We start from the raw sequence: 17,335 nt of genomic DNA on the forward strand, positions 1-17,335 counted from the left end.
AAACGAAGTGCGGAATGTGGGCTAAATAGCGATCGCTCACAACCACCCTAATTTTAAACGATGTCTACGACGGGCTTCGCTATCGCCCCCAACTCCTAATTTTAAATGATCGCTCTCCCAACATCCCCTTAATTTTAAACGATTCCTAGGTCGCGCTTCGCTATCGCACCCCAACATCCCAAACAGCAGTGGTTGTCAAATCCTCTTGAAATCATTATGCTTCAGATAGAAACGAATGATTAACGGAAAACTCAAATGACAATCAATACATCTATAGAAGAACGGCTTTCAGCAGTAGAAATTGCACTTACACAGTTACAAAAGCAAATTGTAGCTCCTCAACCAATGAATTGGCTAGAACAAATTACAGGTTCTTTTAAGAATGACTCAGCTTTTGAAGAACTGCTTGCTTATGGAAGAGTAATTCGTCAAGGTGATGAATCCATTCTGGAAACGCCAGAAGAATTATGAAATATTTATTAGATACAGATCACCTGAGCATTCTTCAACGACAAACAGGAAACGATTACAGCAATCTTTCAACGATTTTGGTAAGGTGACCGGATTATTACTCGAAGATTGGACAGTTTAAAACAGCGATCGCACTCCCAACTTATTCCTAAATAGCGATTCCTGCGGAGCGCTTCGCTATCGCTCACAACCCCCTAATTTTAAACGAACTGCTTGCAGCAGCGCTTCGCTATCGCCCTCCCCACATCCCCAAACAGCGATCGCTCACAACCCCCTAATTTTAAACGAACTGCTTGCAGCAGCGCTTCGCTATCGCATCCCACATCCCCAAACAGCGATCGCTCATAACTACCCCAATTTTGGGCGATCGCACTCCCACATCCCAAAACAGCGATTACTAGGTCGCGCTTCGCTATCGCACACAACCACCTCAATTTTAAGCGAACTGCTTGCAGCAGCGCTTACGCTATCGCTCTTAACAAACCTTTCCAGACCCAGAGTAAGAGAAAAGTGATTGCTTATGGAAAATAAATTCGTAAGGGCGATGAATCTATTTAAGTATAGATGTTATGATAAGAAGAAAGAAGGAACTCAATATAAACTATGATTACTGGAATTAAACAAAAGGCAACTGTTGGTAAAAATGGCAAGATTGAATTACCTACAACTGAGTTGTCAGAGGGAACAATTGTAGAGGTAATTGTGTTAGTTGATCAAGAAACTGTTGAAGATGAAACAAGTTATCTTTTAAAGTCGGAACCTAATAAAAAGCATTTACTAAAAGCCATAGAAAATGTAGCAAAAGGAAATTTAATTTATGTTGATTTAGATGAATATGAAAAAAGTAGCATTTGAACCAAAAGCTTTTGAAGAATTGGGACAATGGGGAACAGAGGATAAAAAAGTCTTTAAAAAAATATTATCACTCATTAAAGATATCGAAAGAGAACCATTTTCAGGTATAGGAAAACCAGAACCATTAAAATATGAATTACAAGGTTACTGGTCTAGGAGAATTACCGATGAACATAGGTTGGTTTATAAACTTGAAGAAGATTTATTAATTATCATTTCCTGTAAATATCATTATGATTGATATAAATGCGATCCCTGCGGAGTGCTTCGCTATCGCTCACAACTACCCTAATTTTAAACTATCGCACCCCAACATCCCCAAACAGCGATTCCTGCGGAGCGCTTCGCTATCGCTCACAACCCCCTAATTTTAAACGATTCCTAGGTCGCGCTTCGCTATCGCACTCCACATCCCCAAACAGCGATTCCTACGGAGCGCTTCGCTATCGCACACTACCCTAATTTTAAACGATTCCTACGGAGCGCTACGCTATCGCACTCCAACATCCCCAAACAGCGATTCCTACTGAGTGCAACGCTTACGCTAATGCACTTCTCCCAAATTCCCCAAACCGTTTATCATGGAATAAATCAACGCTAAAAATCACTAACTCAAAAAACGTAAAGATATATGGATAACAAAAGTAAACAAATTTACAATTACACTGTACTTGTGGAAAAGGAACAAGATGGGGGTTATCATGCCTTTTGTCCTGTTCTCAAAGGTTGTCATTCTCAAGGAGATTCTTTTGAAGAAACAATTGAGAATATTACAGAAGCTATTGAATTATATATTGAAAGTTTAATAGCTGATAATCAACCTGTTCCTAAAGAGGATTTAATTGTTAAGCCATTAAGTATTTTATTATGAGTAATTTACCAAGTATAAAAGCTAAAGATTTTATTAGGGTTATCGAAAATTTGGGTTTTTATTTTGACAGACAAAAAGGTAGTCATGCTATTTACAAGAATACTAATGGTTTAAGAGTTGTTGTTCCAATTCATCAAGGAAAAGACATTAAACCAGGTACTTTAATGGGAATGATTCAAGATATTGGTATTGACAAAGAAACATTTTTTAAATTAGTACAAAAATAAAGCGATCGCACTCCCAACTTATTCCTAAACAGCGATTCCTGCGGAGCGCTTCGCTATCGCACACAACCCTAATTTTAAGCGATCACTCTCCCAACTTATTCCTAAATAGCGATCGCCGATGGAAATACGGATTTAATTGTTACTTTCTATCAACGATAACTTACGTTTATTTTCCATACATTCACGCAAATAAAGATTAATTAAATTCAAATAAGAAATACCTGTTTCTTGAGCTATTTCTTCAAAGTATTGAATAATATCCTTTTCTAAATCAATTGTAACTTGTTCTTTTAATTGTTTAGAATAGGGATTTTTAACGGATTTAGAAAAATCATAATTTTCTCTCATAGGAACTCCTGATATTGTTTTTGTTCTAGTTTATTTGCTTTCCTTGCTGAAATAATCCGAATTATTGGATCATTTTCTCGATAACAATGACAAACAACTAAAAGGCGATAATAAACACTGATTCCTAATAAAATAAATCTATCTTCATCTTGAGAATGATCGGGATCATAAATTAAACGAGCATTATCATCAATAAAGGCAGATTTTGCTTCTTCAAAAGAAATTCCATGTTTTTGAATATTACTTTCAGCTTTTTGTGCATCCCAAGTAAATCGTAACTCATTCATTATTGTACTAAATTTTTAATTTGTATTCCTAAAATTTACATTATGATTATGCCACAAGCTATAGATTATTCAGACGATTCCTAGGTCGCGCTTCGCGATCGCATCCCAACATCCCCAAACGCGATCGCACACAACCACCCCAATTTTAAACGATCACAATTTCAACTTATTCCTAAATGGCGATCGCACACAACCCCAATTTTAAACGATCGCATCCCAACATCCCCAAACGCGATCGCACACAACCCCAATTTTAAACAACCGCACCCCAACATCCCCAAACAGCGATTCCTGCGGAGCGCTTCGCTATCGCACACAACTACCCTAATTTTAAACCATCGCACCCCAAACCCCCCAAACAGCGATTCCTGCGGAGCGCTTCGCTATCGCACACAACCCCCTAATTTTAAACGATCACACCCCAATATCCCCAAACAGCGATCGCTCTCTTTTAGTAGACATCATCATGAGAACCTATATTTAAAAGAACCAATACTTCTTCACCAGTTTCATCATCTTTTTCCATAGAGAAAATAATCCGACAGTCATATCCACAGGAACAAGCACGTAAACCATCAAACTCACCTTTTAACTGATGGGTAGCAAGGCTAGAAGCAAATAAATCTGTTTCCATTTGCTGTAATGTTTCCTCAATACGTACTTGTAAATTCTGATCATGTTTGACAAATTTTCCCAAAGATCGCTTGAAGCGAGAAGTAAGAACCAGTTTTCTCATTATGTTTCATTAGTATTTAAGTAAGTTCTTAATTCAGCGATCGCTTCAATTGCGGTTTGAGGTTTAAGATTACCAGTTCTAAATTCAGCTAGTGCTTCCTGTGATGAACTTGCTAATTCTTTTCGTCGCATATCAGCTATTCGACGTTGTAGGATACTAATTAGTAGTTCTTGTTGATCAAGTGGTAGGTCAGTCACTAGATTGAGAACTTCTTCAAATGTGTTAATTTGTTGCATAAATGCTCTCAACTGAATTACTTTATTTATTTTAGTATTTCTCTTGTAGCTTTGCTAATAATGAAATATCGCATCCCAACATCCCCAAACAGCGATTCCTACGGAGCGCTTCGCTATCGCACACAACCACCTCAATTTTAGGCGATCGCACTAACCTTCAACAGGCAATAAAATCACAGGAATATGTACTAGAAAATTCTGAAAATCATTGTCAGTGGAGAGGATGCTGTAGCTGCGACGATGAGCAGCTGCACAAATCAAAAAATCAGTATTTGAACCCTGAATGCCCTTACTCCGGCAGGTATTAAAAAACTTGGCAGCAAGTTCGTAGTCTTCTGGCATGAGTTCTAAATCAGGGAAAGCTCGGAGGTAATCTCGCAGACGGGTAAACTGTTCAAAATTGCGGATTCCAGAAAGAATTTCTTGACGAATCGCGCCTAATAAGGCAACTTGGTCATTAGTAATTAGATTCTGCAATATTGTGACTGCTGGGGAAGAATCAGACGGTGTTTTCCGACGTAGAGCCAATGACCAAACGGAAGTATCAACAATAATACTCATGCTTGATGACGTTGCTGCTTATAGTTATAGTCTTCGTCATACTCGATGGTCCCAAACAGGTCTAATACTTTGAGCCGCTTACGACGTTGAATATATTCGCGCAGTGCTGTTTCTACTAAAGAATCAATGTTCACCTGATTGTCAAGTTCCAACGCCTCTTTTAGTAAGGCTTCGTTGATGTTGAGAGATGTAGTCACAATCAATTCTGATCCTAAAAATGACTAAATAAATGGTAGCGCAATCTAGGTGATTGATTTCATTCATACTGCGATCGCACTCCCAACTTATTCCTAAACAGTGATTCCTACGGAGCGCTTCGCTATCGCACACAACCCTAATTTTAAACGAACTGCTTGCAGCAGCGCTTCGCTATCGCACTCCCAACTTATTCCTAAACAGCGATCGCACTACAATGAAATGTTGCGCTTCATAGTTACATCCAAACATTATTCACTAATTTACTGTAGCCACGTTTTTCTATAACCCACTTTCCGCACTTCATTTTGTAATACGCGAATATTTCCATAATTTTATTTTTTATCGTTTAATAAAACACATATTTTATCCATCATTTTAAGTATTAATATTGAAAAATTTAACCCTTATTAGGAATAATTCTTGAAAAGATGGATACTACATTGTGAAGTGCGGAATATGGGCTATAAATTGTAAAAACTCCCTTTTATCGGTAGTTGGAAATTCCAATTGTATTTCGTCAGCTAATTTTTCCAAAACCGTATCACCTAAAGAATTAGAGAATTTACCACGCAATGCCCTTTCATACCAATTTAATAAATCTACTTCAGTAACAATACTTTGTATTTTAGATTTCCATCCCATTTGATTAAGTAAGGAAACAATTATTTTCTGTTCAGCAGCTTTGCAAACGATGACAATGCGGTCAGCAGATACTGAAGAAACAATATTTTCTGCAAGTTCTTCAGTCAGAGAAAGATGCTTTATTTGTATAGCAAGACCAAAATTAGCCCACATATCCAAACCTCTATCTGCGGCATTGGTTACACCCACACGATTAATTCTTGCTTTCAGTTTAACTGTAGTTTGTTCAGGAGTTAATTGAATAACGCTTTTAGCAAAATCTTCAAATTCTCTAAGAATATCTATTTGCTCAAAATTCATGCTAATTTCAATAGACACTTCAAGTGCTTCAACTAAAGCAGAGAATAAGGCATAAACTATTATTTCGTAAATTTTATCAATACTACGACGTAATCCTGGTTCACGCCAAAATAAGGCTAAGAATTCATTTAATTCAAAATTCGATTTATCATGTGTGATGCAATAATCCAGACCTGTAGACATTTGGCTAAAGCGTTGTAGGAATTTACGATAAATATAGGCTTCAACACCACCATTTGTATTTCTATTCTCCTTTCCTAAAACTTCCAAAGTAGTGGGAGGGATTGCATTTTCATTGAATATATCATCCTGATAACGCGCAGAGGATGTGCTAGTTCTTCCTAAAAACTGAATACAAATAATATCACGCCATTTTTTCGATTGATTGCGGTAAGTAGTAATATCTAAAAGCTTAATATCTTGTTCCACCCTATCACGATAGAGTATTTCAGCAATTTGTATCGGCTTATAAAGATGAACTCTTGCCTTATCAATCACTTTGTCTAATGCTTTTTTAGCTTCTTCTAAATTCATTTTTTTACTTGAATAATGATATTTGAATAGGATATTGTGTAGCCATTTTTTGAGATTCTAAAGCCTTGATCATTTCTCCAGCTATTGCTTTAATAACAGGAATAGAGACGGAATTACCTGCTAATTTACGTATTACGGAATAAGGTGACACAATTTTAAATTCATCGGGAAAACCTTGTAAACGCAGCATTTCTCTATCGGTTAAACGTCTAACGCCGTTAACTACAAGATAATTATAACTGCCTCCTGCTCTTAAGGCACATGAATAGGGTAATGCAGAAATATTACCGCCAATATTTTCATGCCAAATAGAAGGAAAAGGAGGATTATCTTTTACCGAATTTAACCGTTTATTCTTTATTTTTTCTGATAAGAAATAACTTCGAGGTATATTGTCGTCATTTTCTAAAATGGTACTAAGTGGTTGGTAATAACCTAATGGTTTTGGAAAATTGAAATCAATAAACTCTAAAAAACCAACTATATAAATTCTCTCTCTTTTTTGAGGTAAGCCAAAATCTAAAGAATTAAGAACTTTATAATAAACGGTATAACCTAATGCTTTCAATCTATCTAAAATTATTGAAAAAGTTTTACCGTTATCGTGAGTGGTCAATCGTTTTACATTTTCCAATAAAAAAGCCCGTGGTTTTTTAACTTCCAGTATTTTTTCGATATTAAAAAATAAAGTCCCTCTTGTATCGGTAAAACCTAAACCTTTTCCAGCAATACTAAAGGGTTGACAAGGAAACCCCGCCAATAAAATATCATGGTTTGGAATATCAGAAGGCGATATGAAATTAATATCACCATGAGGTTTCTCTCCAAAGTTTGCCTCATACATTACTTGAGCATCTTTATCCCATTCGGAAGTAAATACATTTTTACAATGATAGGCTTCAAAACCGAGTCTAATTCCACCTATCCCAGCAAATAAATCAATTGTTTTATACATTTCATGTTTGGCTAATTAAGTTTATCGTACTTATTTTAACATAATTAGTATAGAGTCATTGAGATATATCTGTTCTATGTTAAATAAATACCTATATGTATGATGCTACCAAATCATCCCCAAATTCAAAACAAAACCCTTTAAAACATCTTCCCCCGAAACCGTAGCAGGAGAATCCAAAACCTCAACCTCCTTACCAGGTCTATAAATCTCCACTTGACGAGATTTCCGATTAATTAATATCCCCAAACGCACACCATTATCTATATATTCCTTCATCTTTTCTTGTGTAGTCTTCAAACTATCACTAGGAGAAAGTAACTCAATGACAAAATCAGGACAAATAGGAGGAAACTTTTGTTTTTCCTCATCAGTTAAAGCATCCCATCTTTCTAACTTGATCCAAGAAGCATCAGGAGAACGATCTGCACCATTTGGTAACTTAAAACAAGTAGAAGAATCAAAAACTATACCCTCCTGATTTTGCTCATTCCAAATCCAAAGTTGAGCAGTAATACCCGCATTACGATTTCCCGTTTCTCCTCCCGTTGGTGGCATAATTATTAACTCTCCATTTGCATTTCTTTCAAATCTCAATTCCCGGTTGTTTTGACATAGCTGAAAAAACTGCTCATCAGTCATTTCTATTAATGATTTCAAATTGACAGTTAAAGCATTCATTGTCATATCCTCATTGAATGTTCAGGGAGAAAATTTAACTATCTCATATCCTATTCTATATTATTAATTACCAATTAATAGCAACTACCCTAATTTTAGACGATTCCTAGGGAGCGCCTCGCTATCGCACACAACCCCAATTTTAAACGAACTGCTTGCAGCAGCGCTTCGCTATCGCACTCCCAACATCCCAACAGCGATCGCACACAACCCCAATTTTAAACGAACTGCTTGCAGCAGCGCTTCGCTATCGCACTCCCAACATCCCAACAGCGATCGCACACAACCCTAATTTTAAACGAACTGCTTGCAGCAGCGCTTCGCTATCGCACTCCCAACATCCCCAAACAGCGAACTGCTTGCAGCAGCGCTTCGCTATCGCACACAACTACCCCAATTTTAAACAATCGCACCCCACATCCCCAAACAGCGATCGCACACAACCCCAATTTTAAACGATCGCAATTCCAACTTATTCCTAAACAGCGATCGCTCACAACCCTAATTTTAAACGATCGCCCTCCCCACATCCCCAAACAGCGATCGCTCACAACTACCCTAATTTTAAGTGATCGCATCCCAACTTATTCCTAAACAGCGATCGCTTACAACCACCCTAATTTTAAGCGATCGTTCTTATTTATGACGTTCATAATGGGGATGAAGGGATAATAAGCCGTAGATTGGGAATATCCAAAAAGTCTTTGATGTTGTGAGTAACTAGCGGTAAATCGTAGCGTAAAGCCGTTGCAGCAATCCAAGCATCTTGTGGAGATATTGGTCGTCCTGCGCTTTGTCGCTTGGCACGAATATACGCCCATTCTCGACAAAGTGATTGATCAACTGGAATAATTAAGTAGTTAGATAGGTATTGTTCTAGTTGTGCTAAACGACTATCTCCCCATTGACGCAAAATTGCCCACTGAAACAGTTCAGCTACGGTCATGAATGACATTGCTAATTGTTGACCAGTTAAATAAGGTAAATAAGGGTCGGCATAATCACTACCTTTGAAGATGAAAGAAGCGATATCAGTATCAATGAGGTAAAAACTCATGGCGTTTGGTTAAATCACTTCTTGGCGTTGTTGTCGTAGGAAAATGAGAAAATCTTCGATGGAGTCTTCTTCAGGCCAAAAGTCAGCAGCGAGATGTTTGAGGTTATCTACGGTGATAGGATTCTGTGTGACAAGTAGTTCTTTGAGCGTGGTATCTTGCCAAAACTGATGACTGAGATTTTTAAGATCAGTTTGAGAGTTTGAGGATAAATTGCTTTGGGTAAAGATTTGCAACAGTTGTTGACGTTCTATAGATGATAGCTGTTGGATAGCAGCGATCGCATTTTCGAGTCGTGAAGTCATAGTGCGGTTTTGTGGTTATATGATTCTATTTTATTTAAACTCAAGGGCGATCGCACACAACCCAATTTTAAACGATTCCTACGGAGCGCTTCGCTATCGCACCCCAACATCCCCAAACAGCGATTCCTACGGAGCGCTTCGCTGTCGCACACAACCCCCTAATTTGAAACGATTGCTCTCCCAACTTATTCCTAAATTTCTATCACAACCAATTTTCTAATTTAAGTCCTTCAATTCTTAATAAATCAGAATCATTAGAAACGAGAATTAAATCCCGGACAATTGCTGTAGCTGCTATTAAAATGTCAGCATCTTGGATAGGAGTACCTTTAGCTTTTAATTTGGCATGAATTTCACAGGATTTTTCAATAATTTCTAAATCATCTAAAAATAATGTTTGATATTTTTGAAAAAAGATATGAAATTCAGACAATTGCTTTACAGCATTAATAGATAAAAGTCCTCTCTTGATTTCATAATAAGTAATGCAGCTAATAAATACCATTCCTCCCTGAATATTGACTTCTCGGAGTTTATTATCTACAATGGCATTCTTTTTTAAAATGTAACTAACGATATTTGAATCCAGTAAATAATTCACGGTTTTATTTTCCTGCTACTGCTGCATCAAAAATCGCTATTTCTTCTGGTGTTAAATCGTTTAATGTCCCAGCAACAGCTTCTAACACAAGAATTTTATCAATTCTTCTGGTTAAATCATGTTCTTTAATTGCTCTCATTTCTTCTGTGGAAAATCTGCTAAATAATTCTATTAACATTTCAGTCATTTCATATTGATCTAATTTCACCATGTAGAAACTACTACCACGAAATAGTTTATCGACAACATGAGAAATGCGTTCTGTTAGTTCTTGTTGATAGTCGGTTAATTGTTCTTGCATGATGTTTACTCTGTTTGTGCTTTGGAAAAATCTAATTCTTATTTATATTATATCGTTCAATAAATTAATTCTTTAATACTCATTCCCAAACAGCGATTCCTACGGAGCGCTTCGCTATCGCACACAACTACCCCAATTTTAAACAATTCCTACGGAGCGCTTCGCTATCGCACTCCCAACTCCCCAAAAGCGATCGCTCACAACCCCCCAATTTTAAACAATCGCATCCCACATCCCCAAACAGCGATCGCACACAACCCCATAATTATAAACGATCGCACCCCAATATCCCCAAACAGCGATCGCTCACAACCCCCTAATTTTAAACGATCGCACTCCAACATCCCCAAACAGCGATCGCTCACAACTACCCTAATTTTAAACGATTCCTACGGAGCGCTTCGCTATCGCTCTCCCAACATCCCCAAACAGCGATCGCTCATAACTACCCTAATTTTAAACGATCGCACCCCAACATCCCTAAATAGCGATCGCACACAACTACCCTAATTTTATGCGATCGCACCCTAACATCCCCAAAGAGCGATCGCACACAACCCCTAATTTTAAACGAATTGCTTGCAACAGCGCTTCGCTATCGCCCTCCCTACATCCCCAAACAGCGATCTCTTTTTGTGATATTCTATAATTAGAAATGTACTTAATTAAACAGCAGCATTATATTATTGTAAGGATGACAAAATTATGCAAGCAATTAGGTTACAAAAAACTATAGAGAAAAATGGTGAAATCTCTTTTCAAAATTTACCTGTGGTAGAAGGACAAGAGGTAGAGGTAATTGTTTTATTATCCATTCTTCCTACAAGGAAAAAGGTATTAACTGCTCATGAATTACTTGATTCAAGCTTGATAGGTTTATGGGAAGAACGCGACGATATTATAGATAGTCTTGCTTACGCTCGTCAGTTGCGTGAACAGTCACAAAGGAGAGATCATGATTCTCCTAGATAGTGATATTATGATTGACTTTCTGCGTAAATATCCACCTGCTATTAGTTGGTTAAGTTCTTTGGGAGAGGAAGAAATTGCTTTACCTGGTTATGTAGCGATGGAATTGATGCAAGGATGTAGAAATAAGTTGGAATTGCAGGAAATTCGCAAATTTATTGCTAATGTTGAAGTAATTTGGCCAACACCTGAAACTTGTGATCAAGCATTAGAAACATTTGCAGATTATAATCTCAGTCATAATCTTGGGTTAATTGATGCTTTGATCGGTCAAACATCAATTGCTTTCGGTTTACCATTACATACATTTAATGTGAAGCATTATGCTGTTATTCCAGGTTTAATAACAATACAACCATATAAAAGATAATTAGGAATGAGAATTAAATAAAGTGCAACTCTTGATGGATGTAATCTAAATTCCTACGGAGTGCTTCGCTATCGCTCACAACTACCCTAATTTTATGCGATCGCTCTTCCAACTAATATCCTCAACAGCGATCGCACACAACCCTAATTTTAACCGATTCCTACGGAGCGCTTCGCTATCGCACCCCAACATCCCCAAACAGCGATCGCACTACCTAATTTTAAACTATCGCACTCCCAACATCCCCAAACAGCGATCGCTCACAACCACCCCAATCTTAAACGATCGCTTTCCCAACTTATTCCTAAACAGCGATCGCTCACAACTCCCCCAATTTTAAACGATTCCTACGGAGCGCTTCGCTATCGCTCTCCCAACTTATTCCTAAACAGCGATCGCACACAACCCCTAATTTTAAACGATCGCTCTCCCAACATCCCCAAACAGCGATCGCACACAACCACCCCAATTTTAAACAATCGCACCCCAACATCCCCAAACAGGGATCGCTCACAACCCCCTAATTTTAAACTATCACTCTCCTAATTTATTCCTAAATGGCGATCGCTCACAACCACCCCAATTTTAGATGATCGCTCTCCAACATCCCCAAACAGCGATCGCACACAACCCTAATTTTAAACGATCGCCTATTTTTGATCCTTGATTCAGGAGTGAACGCTGATAAACGCAGATAAACGCGGATTTTTTGTCTGAATCAGGATGTCCAGGATTTGAGGATGTACAGGATGTAATTGCTCATTTGTTTGTTGGTAGTTAATGTTGTAATTGTTTGATAGCGTAGCGTGGCGTTAGCCATATCAGAATAAACAAAATCATCCCCAAATTTTCACCAACAATTATTAAATAACATCCTGTAAATCCTTTAATCCTGGTTATCCTGATTCAGACAAAAAAATCATAACTGACCACAAACCAATTCTTGATTATTGATTAATCTGTAAATCCTGTCTAGTTTTCAAACTATCACTAGGAGAAAGTAACTCAATTACAAAACAAATGGGAGGAAAGTTTCTCTTAGTAATGTTTATTACCGTTTATGTCTTCCCAATAGCGATCTCCTTGTTTTCCTTTAACCCGTCCAAGACAGTTACCAGATAGATCGTAGCACTTGTATCGGCTTCGGTTCCAATGCACCTTCTTCTCCACTCTCACTGTAGCTGGAGCGTAGATTTCAATAAGTCGTTGTACATCTGGTTTAACACCAAAGTTAGTTAATTGTATCTGAGGTGGATTTTCGTTAGACGTAGAATATTGTATTTGAGGTGGATTTTCGTTAGACGTAGAATGTTGAATTGGATCTTGAGATTCACCCTTTCCAACAATGTATTCCAGCGTTTTTACACAGTCAAGGAAAGATGAAATATTACGAGCAACTATCTGCTTTGTTTGAATGTTGATAATTGCGTAACCTGCACCTTCATTGACCACAGCATATTGTCCCTGTACTGTCACATAGGCATTGGTATCTATTTTCTTGAGGTCACTCATTTGGTACTCACCAAGCTAAAAAGACGACTATTTTTAATAGTACCTTAATTATACAGAAGTATTTACTTATTTTTTTATCACTAGCACTAGATGCTGAAACAAGTATGTAAACAAAATTTAAAAACAGGTGAGAAAACCTGCATTCTTTGTTAAGATTCATGAATAAATATGTTGTTTTCTATATCATTTTGTGTCAGATATAGGACAAAACCCCCACAGAATCCGAGTTTTCTGCTAAAAAACTCTTATTGCCGAAAATAATTGCAGTTACAAACGGCCATATTAGCCGCGACTAACTTCATGAGAACACGCCTTAAAGGAGCTTATTTGAATGTTTACCCAAGTCAAGTCCACGATTCGACATATTGCACCTGACAATTTACGGGGACGTAAATTAATCAAGGTTGTCTATGTCGTGCTAGAATCCCAATACCAAAGTGCATTATCGCAAGCGGTACGGGAAATTAACGCTAATCATCCCAGCGTTGCCATAGAAATCAGTGGATACTTGATTGAAGAACTACGCAACTCTGAAAACTATGAGGAGTTGAAACGCGATATAGCCAGTGCTAATATATTCATTGCTTCTCTGATTTTTATTGAAGACTTAGCACAAAAAGTAGTTGCCGCAGTTGAACCCCATCGTGATAATCTAGATGTGTCGGTTGTCTTTCCCTCCATGCCCGAAGTTATGCGCCTCAATAAAATGGGTAGCTTCTCTTTGGCGCAGTTAGGACAATCCAAGAGCGTCATCGCTAACTTCATGAAAAAGCGCAAAGAAAAATCTGGCGCTGGTTTCCAAGACGGAATGTTGAAGTTGTTGCGGACACTTCCCCAAGTGCTGAAATTCCTCCCCATGGAAAAAGCACAAGACGCGAGAAACTTCATGCTCAGTTTTCAGTATTGGCTAGGTGGTTCAGCGGAAAACCTGGAAAACTTCTTGCTGATGCTGGCTGATAAATACGTATTGAAAGGCGCGGAAAAAGAAAGCTTTGCTGCTGCTAAGTACGAAGCACCAGTTGTTTATCCCGACATGGGAATTTGGCATCCTTTAGCGCCGAGTATGTTTGAGGATGTGCGAGAATATCTGAACTGGTATGCTGTCCGCAGAGATATTTCTAGAAATCTCAAAGATCCTCTTGCACCATGTGTAGGCTTGGTTTTACAAAGAACTCACCTAGTTACCGGCGATGATGCCCATTATGTGGCAATTGTCCAGGAATTGGAATCATTAGGTGCAAAAGTTCTGCCTGTGTTTGCTGGTGGTTTGGATTTCTCTAAACCAATAGAAGCTTACTTTTATGAACCTACAACTAAATTACAGTTAGTAGATGCGGTAGTTTCTCTAACTGGTTTTGCTTTGGTGGGTGGACCAGCGAGACAAGATCATCCTAAAGCTATTGAAGCATTAAAACGGTTAAATCGTCCCTACATGGTTGCCTTGCCTTTGGTCTTCCAAACCACCGAAGAATGGCTAGATAGCGATTTGGGGTTACATCCCATTCAAGTGGCTTTACAGATTGCTATACCTGAATTAGACGGGGCAATTGAGCCGATTATCTTATCAGGTAAAGATGGGGCAACTGGGAAAGCGATCGCCCTCCAAGACCGTGTAGAAATTGTTGCCCAACGGGCATTAAAATGGGCAAGTCTGCGCCGCAAACCTAAATTAATCAAAAAAGTCGCTATCACCGTTTTCAGTTTCCCTCCCGATAAAGGTAACGTGGGAACAGCCGCATATTTAGATGTATTCGGTTCTATCCATGAAGTTATGAAAGGACTGAGAAACAACGGTTACGACGTGCAGGACATTCCCGAAACTCCCCAAGAGTTGCTAGAACAAGTCATCCACGACGCACAAGCACAATACAACAGTCCTGAACTCAACGTTGCTTACAAAATGTCTGTGCCAGAATATGAAGCACTGACACCATACTCCCAACGCTTAGAAGAAAACTGGGGACCACCACCCGGAAACCTCAACAGCGACGGACAAAATCTCTTGATTTACGGGAAACAATTTGGTAATGTCTTCATTGGTGTGCAGCCAACATTTGGTTATGAAGGCGACCCCATGCGGTTGTTATTCTCCCGTTCTGCTAGTCCTCATCACGGTTTTGCAGCTTACTACACCTATCTAGAACGGATTTGGGGCGCTGATGCTGTGTTACACTTTGGGACACATGGCTCATTGGAATTTATGCCCGGTAAGCAAATGGGAATGTCTGGTGATTGTTACCCAGATCAACTAATTGGCTCAATTCCCAATCTGTATTATTACGCAGCCAATAACCCCAGTGAAGCCACAATTGCCAAACGTCGCAGTTATGCAGAAACAATTTCTTACCTGACACCACCTGCGGAAAATGCTGGTTTATACAAGGGTTTGAAGGAACTTAGCGAGTTAATTGCTTCTTACCAAACTTTGAAAGACACAGGACGCGGCGTTTCCATTGTCAATTCCATCATGGATAAATGCCGCATTGTCAACTTAGACAAGGATATTGAGTTACCAGAAACCGATTCTAAGGATATGACACCGGAGGAACGGGATAATATTGTTGGTAGCGTTTATCGCAGGTTGATGGAAATTGAATCACGGTTGTTACCTTGTGGACTGCACGTGATTGGTAAACCTCCTACTGCCGAAGAAGCGATCGCCACTTTAGTCAATATTGCCAGTTTAGACCGACAAGAGGAAGAAATTCAAGGTTTACCCGGAATTATTGCCAAAAGTATGGGACGCAACATTGAAGATATCTACAAAAACAACGATGCCGGCATTTTGGCAGATGTGCAATTATTACAAGATATCACCCTCGCTACCCGTGCGGCTGTCACAGCTTTAGTCCAAGAACAAATTGACGCAGAAGGTAGAGTGATAGCTGTTTCCAAGTTGAACTTCTTCAACATGGGGAGAAAAGAACCTTGGGTGGAATCACTGCATCAATCAGGTTATCCCAAAGTTGACACCTCTGCGTTAAAACCCCTGTTTGAATATTTGGAATTTTGCTTAAAACAAGTTTGTGCAGATAACGAACTGGGTGGACTTCTCCAAGGTTTAGCCGGTGAATATATTTTACCCGGACCCGGTGGTGATCCTATCCGTAATCCTGACGTATTACCCACTGGTAAAAATATTCATGCTTTAGATCCCCAATCTATCCCCACTTCCGCCGCAGTCCAATCTGCGAAAATCGTCGTTGATAGGTTGTTGGAACGGAACAAGTCTGAAAATGATGGAAATTGGCCGGAAACCATTGCCTGTGTCCTCTGGGGTACAGATAACATCAAAACCTACGGTGAATCCCTCGCCCAAATTATGTGGATGGTGGGAGTGCGTCCAGTTCCCGATGCTTTGGGACGGGTGAACAAGTTGGAATTGATACCTTTGGAAGAATTGGGTCGTCCCAGAATTGACGTTGTTATTAACTGTTCTGGTGTATTCCGCGACTTGTTCATTAACCAAATGAACCTGCTTGACCAAGGTGTGAAAATGGCTGCTGAAGCTGATGAACCTTTGGAAATGAACTTTGTCCGCAAGCACGCTTTAAAACAAGCGGAAGAAATGGGGATAAATCTGCGTCAAGCTGCAACTCGCGTTTTCTCTAATGCTTCTGGTTCTTATTCTTCTAACATTAACTTAGCGGTGGAGAATAGCACTTGGGATAGTGAAGCTGAGTTACAAGAAATGTATTTGAAACGGAAATCTTTCTCTTTCAATTCTGATAATCCTGGGGTTATGGATGAGTCGCGGGAGATTTTTGAAACGACTTTGAAAACTGCTGATGCAACTTTCCAGAATCTCGATTCTTCGGAAATCAGTTTAACAGATGTTTCCCACTATTTTGACTCTGATCCTACTAAGTTAGTAGCAAGTCTGCGTGCAGATGGCAAGAAACCATCCTCTTACATTGCAGATACAACTACCGCGAATGCACAGGTGAGAACTTTATCAGAAACTGTGCGTTTAGATGCGCGGACTAAGTTGTTAAATCCCAAATGGTATGAGGGGATGTTATCTCACGGTTATGAAGGTGTGCGGGAACTTTCTAAACGGTTGGTTAATACCACTGGTTGGAGTGCGACTGCTGGCGCTGTGGATAATTGGATTTATGAGGACACAAACGAAACTTTCATCAAAGATGAGGAAATGCAAAAGCGGTTGATGAATCTCAATCCTCATTCTTTCCGCAAGATTGTTTCTACTTTGTTGGAAATGAATGGACGCGGTTATTGGGAGACTAGCGAGGAGAATTTAGACCGGTTGAGAGAGTTGTATCAGGAGGTGGAAAATCGGATTGAGGGAATTGAGTAGAT

Annotated in this window: 28 protein-coding genes and 1 pseudogene; 10 read left to right on the forward strand and 19 right to left on the reverse strand. The window is 38.9% G+C overall.

Annotation, left to right across the window (positions count from 1 at the left end; all coding sequences use genetic code 11):
* Positions 1 to 255: 255 nt before the first annotated feature.
* On the forward strand, positions 256 to 471 hold the full coding sequence (locus IQ226_RS04315; RefSeq protein WP_193892541.1) for a hypothetical protein: 216 nt from the start codon (positions 256 to 258) through the stop codon (positions 469 to 471).
* Positions 472 to 671: 200 nt separating this feature from the next.
* Here the strand turns inward: IQ226_RS04315 and IQ226_RS04320 are convergent, their stop codons facing one another.
* Positions 672 to 857, reverse strand: a complete 186-nt coding sequence (locus tag IQ226_RS04320; RefSeq protein ID WP_193892544.1) for a hypothetical protein — start codon at positions 855 to 857, stop codon at positions 672 to 674.
* A 217-nt stretch (positions 858 to 1,074) separates the two neighbouring features.
* Here IQ226_RS04320 and IQ226_RS04325 point away from each other — a divergent pair, with 217 nt between their 5' ends.
* From IQ226_RS04325 to IQ226_RS04340, 4 genes are all read left to right on the forward strand, one after another.
* The gene (locus IQ226_RS04325) at positions 1,075 to 1,326 is read left to right on the forward strand and encodes a hypothetical protein (RefSeq protein WP_193892546.1); all 252 of its coding nucleotides are present in this window, start codon (positions 1,075 to 1,077) and stop codon (positions 1,324 to 1,326) included.
* Complete coding sequence (locus IQ226_RS04330; protein WP_193892549.1) at positions 1,307 to 1,567, forward strand: Txe/YoeB family addiction module toxin; 261 nt, start codon at positions 1,307 to 1,309, stop codon at positions 1,565 to 1,567. Before IQ226_RS04325 ends, IQ226_RS04330 begins: the two co-directional genes overlap by 20 nt.
* A gap of 390 nt (positions 1,568 to 1,957) precedes the next feature.
* On the forward strand, positions 1,958 to 2,197 hold the full coding sequence (locus tag IQ226_RS04335; RefSeq protein WP_071187707.1) for a type II toxin-antitoxin system HicB family antitoxin: 240 nt from the start codon (positions 1,958 to 1,960) through the stop codon (positions 2,195 to 2,197).
* Positions 2,194 to 2,424, forward strand: coding sequence for a type II toxin-antitoxin system HicA family toxin (locus IQ226_RS04340; RefSeq protein WP_071187708.1), 231 nt, complete (start codon positions 2,194 to 2,196; stop codon positions 2,422 to 2,424). The genes IQ226_RS04335 and IQ226_RS04340 overlap by 4 nt, the downstream gene beginning before the upstream one ends.
* A gap of 132 nt (positions 2,425 to 2,556) precedes the next feature.
* Here IQ226_RS04340 and IQ226_RS04345 read toward each other — a convergent pair whose 3' ends face one another.
* The 10 genes from IQ226_RS04345 to IQ226_RS04390 all read right to left on the reverse strand — a co-directional run bounded on the left by IQ226_RS04345 (position 2,557) and on the right by IQ226_RS04390 (position 7,902).
* Positions 2,557 to 2,772, reverse strand: coding sequence for an antitoxin (locus IQ226_RS04345; RefSeq protein ID WP_127055269.1), 216 nt, complete (start codon positions 2,770 to 2,772; stop codon positions 2,557 to 2,559).
* A complete protein-coding gene (locus tag IQ226_RS04350; RefSeq protein ID WP_193892552.1) occupies positions 2,769 to 3,059 on the reverse strand; it encodes a BrnT family toxin in 291 nt (96 codons plus the stop codon). Before IQ226_RS04350 ends, IQ226_RS04345 begins: the two co-directional genes overlap by 4 nt.
* A gap of 161 nt (positions 3,060 to 3,220) precedes the next feature.
* Positions 3,221 to 3,403 carry a hypothetical protein gene (locus IQ226_RS04355; protein WP_193892555.1) on the reverse strand — a complete coding sequence of 61 codons (183 nt, stop codon included), beginning with the start codon at positions 3,401 to 3,403 and terminating at the stop codon, positions 3,221 to 3,223.
* A gap of 107 nt (positions 3,404 to 3,510) precedes the next feature.
* The gene (locus IQ226_RS04360; protein ID WP_193892558.1) at positions 3,511 to 3,795 is read right to left on the reverse strand and encodes a type II toxin-antitoxin system mRNA interferase toxin, RelE/StbE family; all 285 of its coding nucleotides are present in this window, start codon (positions 3,793 to 3,795) and stop codon (positions 3,511 to 3,513) included.
* Entirely contained in the window at positions 3,795 to 4,031 is a 237-nt protein-coding gene (locus IQ226_RS04365) for a hypothetical protein (protein WP_228039233.1), read from the reverse strand. The genes IQ226_RS04360 and IQ226_RS04365 overlap by 1 nt, the downstream gene beginning before the upstream one ends.
* A 150-nt stretch (positions 4,032 to 4,181) precedes the next feature.
* On the reverse strand, positions 4,182 to 4,592 hold the full coding sequence (locus tag IQ226_RS04370; RefSeq protein WP_193892561.1) for a PIN domain-containing protein: 411 nt from the start codon (positions 4,590 to 4,592) through the stop codon (positions 4,182 to 4,184).
* Positions 4,589 to 4,789, reverse strand: coding sequence for a type II toxin-antitoxin system VapB family antitoxin (locus IQ226_RS04375; protein WP_190393431.1), 201 nt, complete (start codon positions 4,787 to 4,789; stop codon positions 4,589 to 4,591). The genes IQ226_RS04370 and IQ226_RS04375 overlap by 4 nt, the downstream gene beginning before the upstream one ends.
* Before the next feature lie 436 nt (positions 4,790 to 5,225).
* Positions 5,226 to 6,266: a HaeII family restriction endonuclease gene (locus IQ226_RS04380; protein WP_193892564.1), complete on the reverse strand. Its 1,041-nt coding sequence runs from the start codon at positions 6,264 to 6,266 to the stop codon at positions 5,226 to 5,228.
* A gap of 4 nt (positions 6,267 to 6,270) precedes the next feature.
* Complete coding sequence (locus IQ226_RS04385; protein WP_193892567.1) at positions 6,271 to 7,221, reverse strand: DNA cytosine methyltransferase; 951 nt, start codon at positions 7,219 to 7,221, stop codon at positions 6,271 to 6,273.
* 105 nt (positions 7,222 to 7,326) lie between these two features.
* Positions 7,327 to 7,902, reverse strand: coding sequence for a Uma2 family endonuclease (locus tag IQ226_RS04390; RefSeq protein WP_193892570.1), 576 nt, complete (start codon positions 7,900 to 7,902; stop codon positions 7,327 to 7,329).
* 231 nt (positions 7,903 to 8,133) lie between these two features.
* Here IQ226_RS04390 and IQ226_RS04395 point away from each other — a divergent pair, with 231 nt between their 5' ends.
* Positions 8,134 to 8,496, forward strand: coding sequence for a hypothetical protein (locus IQ226_RS04395; RefSeq protein WP_193892573.1), 363 nt, complete (start codon positions 8,134 to 8,136; stop codon positions 8,494 to 8,496).
* Between the two features lie 55 nt (positions 8,497 to 8,551).
* Here IQ226_RS04395 and IQ226_RS04400 read toward each other — a convergent pair whose 3' ends face one another.
* The 5 genes from IQ226_RS04400 to IQ226_RS04420 all read right to left on the reverse strand — a co-directional run bounded on the left by IQ226_RS04400 (position 8,552) and on the right by IQ226_RS04420 (position 10,529).
* On the reverse strand, positions 8,552 to 8,959 hold the full coding sequence (locus IQ226_RS04400; protein ID WP_193892576.1) for a type II toxin-antitoxin system VapC family toxin: 408 nt from the start codon (positions 8,957 to 8,959) through the stop codon (positions 8,552 to 8,554).
* A gap of 9 nt (positions 8,960 to 8,968) precedes the next feature.
* Positions 8,969 to 9,262, reverse strand: a complete 294-nt coding sequence (locus IQ226_RS04405) for a hypothetical protein (protein ID WP_193892579.1) — start codon at positions 9,260 to 9,262, stop codon at positions 8,969 to 8,971.
* A gap of 202 nt (positions 9,263 to 9,464) precedes the next feature.
* On the reverse strand, positions 9,465 to 9,863 hold the full coding sequence (locus IQ226_RS04410) for a type II toxin-antitoxin system VapC family toxin (protein WP_193892582.1): 399 nt from the start codon (positions 9,861 to 9,863) through the stop codon (positions 9,465 to 9,467).
* A 4-nt stretch (positions 9,864 to 9,867) separates the two neighbouring features.
* Positions 9,868 to 10,164 carry a hypothetical protein gene (locus tag IQ226_RS04415; RefSeq protein ID WP_193892585.1) on the reverse strand — a complete coding sequence of 99 codons (297 nt, stop codon included), beginning with the start codon at positions 10,162 to 10,164 and terminating at the stop codon, positions 9,868 to 9,870.
* A gap of 197 nt (positions 10,165 to 10,361) precedes the next feature.
* Positions 10,362 to 10,529, reverse strand: a complete 168-nt coding sequence (locus tag IQ226_RS04420; RefSeq protein ID WP_193892588.1) for a hypothetical protein — start codon at positions 10,527 to 10,529, stop codon at positions 10,362 to 10,364.
* Positions 10,530 to 10,869: 340 nt separating this feature from the next.
* Here IQ226_RS04420 and IQ226_RS04425 point away from each other — a divergent pair, with 340 nt between their 5' ends.
* The 3 genes from IQ226_RS04425 to IQ226_RS04435 all read left to right on the forward strand — a co-directional run bounded on the left by IQ226_RS04425 (position 10,870) and on the right by IQ226_RS04435 (position 11,843).
* A complete protein-coding gene (locus IQ226_RS04425) occupies positions 10,870 to 11,136 on the forward strand; it encodes a hypothetical protein (protein WP_193892591.1) in 267 nt (88 codons plus the stop codon).
* The gene (locus IQ226_RS04430) at positions 11,120 to 11,503 is read left to right on the forward strand and encodes a type II toxin-antitoxin system VapC family toxin (protein ID WP_027402759.1); all 384 of its coding nucleotides are present in this window, start codon (positions 11,120 to 11,122) and stop codon (positions 11,501 to 11,503) included. The genes IQ226_RS04425 and IQ226_RS04430 overlap by 17 nt, the downstream gene beginning before the upstream one ends.
* 94 nt (positions 11,504 to 11,597) lie before the next feature.
* Positions 11,598 to 11,843: a hypothetical protein gene (locus IQ226_RS04435; protein WP_193892594.1), complete on the forward strand. Its 246-nt coding sequence runs from the start codon at positions 11,598 to 11,600 to the stop codon at positions 11,841 to 11,843.
* Between the two features lie 22 nt (positions 11,844 to 11,865).
* On the opposite strand, the gene IQ226_RS25545 is transcribed toward IQ226_RS04435, so the two are convergent.
* The 3 genes and pseudogenes from IQ226_RS25545 to IQ226_RS04440 form a co-directional block, all read right to left on the reverse strand.
* Positions 11,866 to 11,988 carry a hypothetical protein gene (locus IQ226_RS25545; protein ID WP_255539950.1) on the reverse strand — a complete coding sequence of 41 codons (123 nt, stop codon included), beginning with the start codon at positions 11,986 to 11,988 and terminating at the stop codon, positions 11,866 to 11,868.
* Positions 11,989 to 12,468: 480 nt separating this feature from the next.
* A pseudogene (locus IQ226_RS25840) lies at positions 12,469 to 12,543 on the reverse strand (Uma2 family endonuclease); the annotation flags it as partial.
* The gene (locus IQ226_RS04440; RefSeq protein WP_193892598.1) at positions 12,542 to 13,015 is read right to left on the reverse strand and encodes a hypothetical protein; all 474 of its coding nucleotides are present in this window, start codon (positions 13,013 to 13,015) and stop codon (positions 12,542 to 12,544) included. The pseudogene IQ226_RS25840 and the gene IQ226_RS04440, both read right to left, overlap by 2 nt.
* Positions 13,016 to 13,346: 331 nt before the next feature.
* Between IQ226_RS04440 and IQ226_RS04445 the strand changes: the two genes are divergently transcribed.
* A complete protein-coding gene (locus IQ226_RS04445; protein ID WP_193892601.1) occupies positions 13,347 to 17,333 on the forward strand; it encodes a magnesium chelatase subunit H in 3,987 nt (1,328 codons plus the stop codon).
* Positions 17,334 to 17,335 lie beyond the last annotated feature (2 nt).

This window comes from Dolichospermum sp. LEGE 00240, from assembly GCF_015207875.1.
Lineage (GTDB): Bacteria > Cyanobacteriota > Cyanobacteriia > Cyanobacteriales > Nostocaceae > Dolichospermum > Dolichospermum gracile.

What these genes read in the sequence shown, in the direction of transcription:
- IQ226_RS04370 (WP_193892561.1), bottom strand. Translation starts at nt 4,592, where the DNA reads ATGAGTATTATTGTTGATACTTCCGTTTGGTCATTGGCTCTACGTCGG.
- IQ226_RS04360 (WP_193892558.1), bottom strand. Translation starts at nt 3,795, where the DNA reads ATGAGAAAACTGGTTCTTACTTCTCGCTTCAAGCGATCTTTGGGAAAA.
- IQ226_RS04405 (WP_193892579.1), bottom strand. Translation starts at nt 9,262, where the DNA reads ATGACTTCACGACTCGAAAATGCGATCGCTGCTATCCAACAGCTATCA.
- IQ226_RS04385 (WP_193892567.1), bottom strand. Translation starts at nt 7,221, where the DNA reads ATGTATAAAACAATTGATTTATTTGCTGGGATAGGTGGAATTAGACTC.
- IQ226_RS04340 (WP_071187708.1), top strand. Translation starts at nt 2,194, where the DNA reads ATGAGTAATTTACCAAGTATAAAAGCTAAAGATTTTATTAGGGTTATC.
- IQ226_RS04350 (WP_193892552.1), bottom strand. Translation starts at nt 3,059, where the DNA reads ATGAATGAGTTACGATTTACTTGGGATGCACAAAAAGCTGAAAGTAAT.
- IQ226_RS04390 (WP_193892570.1), bottom strand. Translation starts at nt 7,902, where the DNA reads ATGAATGCTTTAACTGTCAATTTGAAATCATTAATAGAAATGACTGAT.
- IQ226_RS04415 (WP_193892585.1), bottom strand. Translation starts at nt 10,164, where the DNA reads ATGCAAGAACAATTAACCGACTATCAACAAGAACTAACAGAACGCATT.
- IQ226_RS04430 (WP_027402759.1), top strand. Translation starts at nt 11,120, where the DNA reads ATGATTCTCCTAGATAGTGATATTATGATTGACTTTCTGCGTAAATAT.
- IQ226_RS04345 (WP_127055269.1), bottom strand. Translation starts at nt 2,772, where the DNA reads ATGAGAGAAAATTATGATTTTTCTAAATCCGTTAAAAATCCCTATTCT.
- IQ226_RS04400 (WP_193892576.1), bottom strand. Translation starts at nt 8,959, where the DNA reads ATGAGTTTTTACCTCATTGATACTGATATCGCTTCTTTCATCTTCAAA.
- IQ226_RS04325 (WP_193892546.1), top strand. Translation starts at nt 1,075, where the DNA reads ATGATTACTGGAATTAAACAAAAGGCAACTGTTGGTAAAAATGGCAAG.
- IQ226_RS04435 (WP_193892594.1), top strand. Translation starts at nt 11,598, where the DNA reads ATGCGATCGCTCTTCCAACTAATATCCTCAACAGCGATCGCACACAAC.
- IQ226_RS04365 (WP_228039233.1), bottom strand. Translation starts at nt 4,031, where the DNA reads ATGCAACAAATTAACACATTTGAAGAAGTTCTCAATCTAGTGACTGAC.
- IQ226_RS04445 (WP_193892601.1), top strand. Translation starts at nt 13,347, where the DNA reads ATGTTTACCCAAGTCAAGTCCACGATTCGACATATTGCACCTGACAAT.
- IQ226_RS04335 (WP_071187707.1), top strand. Translation starts at nt 1,958, where the DNA reads ATGGATAACAAAAGTAAACAAATTTACAATTACACTGTACTTGTGGAA.
- IQ226_RS04315 (WP_193892541.1), top strand. Translation starts at nt 256, where the DNA reads ATGACAATCAATACATCTATAGAAGAACGGCTTTCAGCAGTAGAAATT.
- IQ226_RS04440 (WP_193892598.1), bottom strand. Translation starts at nt 13,015, where the DNA reads ATGAGTGACCTCAAGAAAATAGATACCAATGCCTATGTGACAGTACAG.
- IQ226_RS04380 (WP_193892564.1), bottom strand. Translation starts at nt 6,266, where the DNA reads ATGAATTTAGAAGAAGCTAAAAAAGCATTAGACAAAGTGATTGATAAG.
- IQ226_RS04425 (WP_193892591.1), top strand. Translation starts at nt 10,870, where the DNA reads ATGCAAGCAATTAGGTTACAAAAAACTATAGAGAAAAATGGTGAAATC.
- IQ226_RS04330 (WP_193892549.1), top strand. Translation starts at nt 1,307, where the DNA reads ATGAAAAAAGTAGCATTTGAACCAAAAGCTTTTGAAGAATTGGGACAA.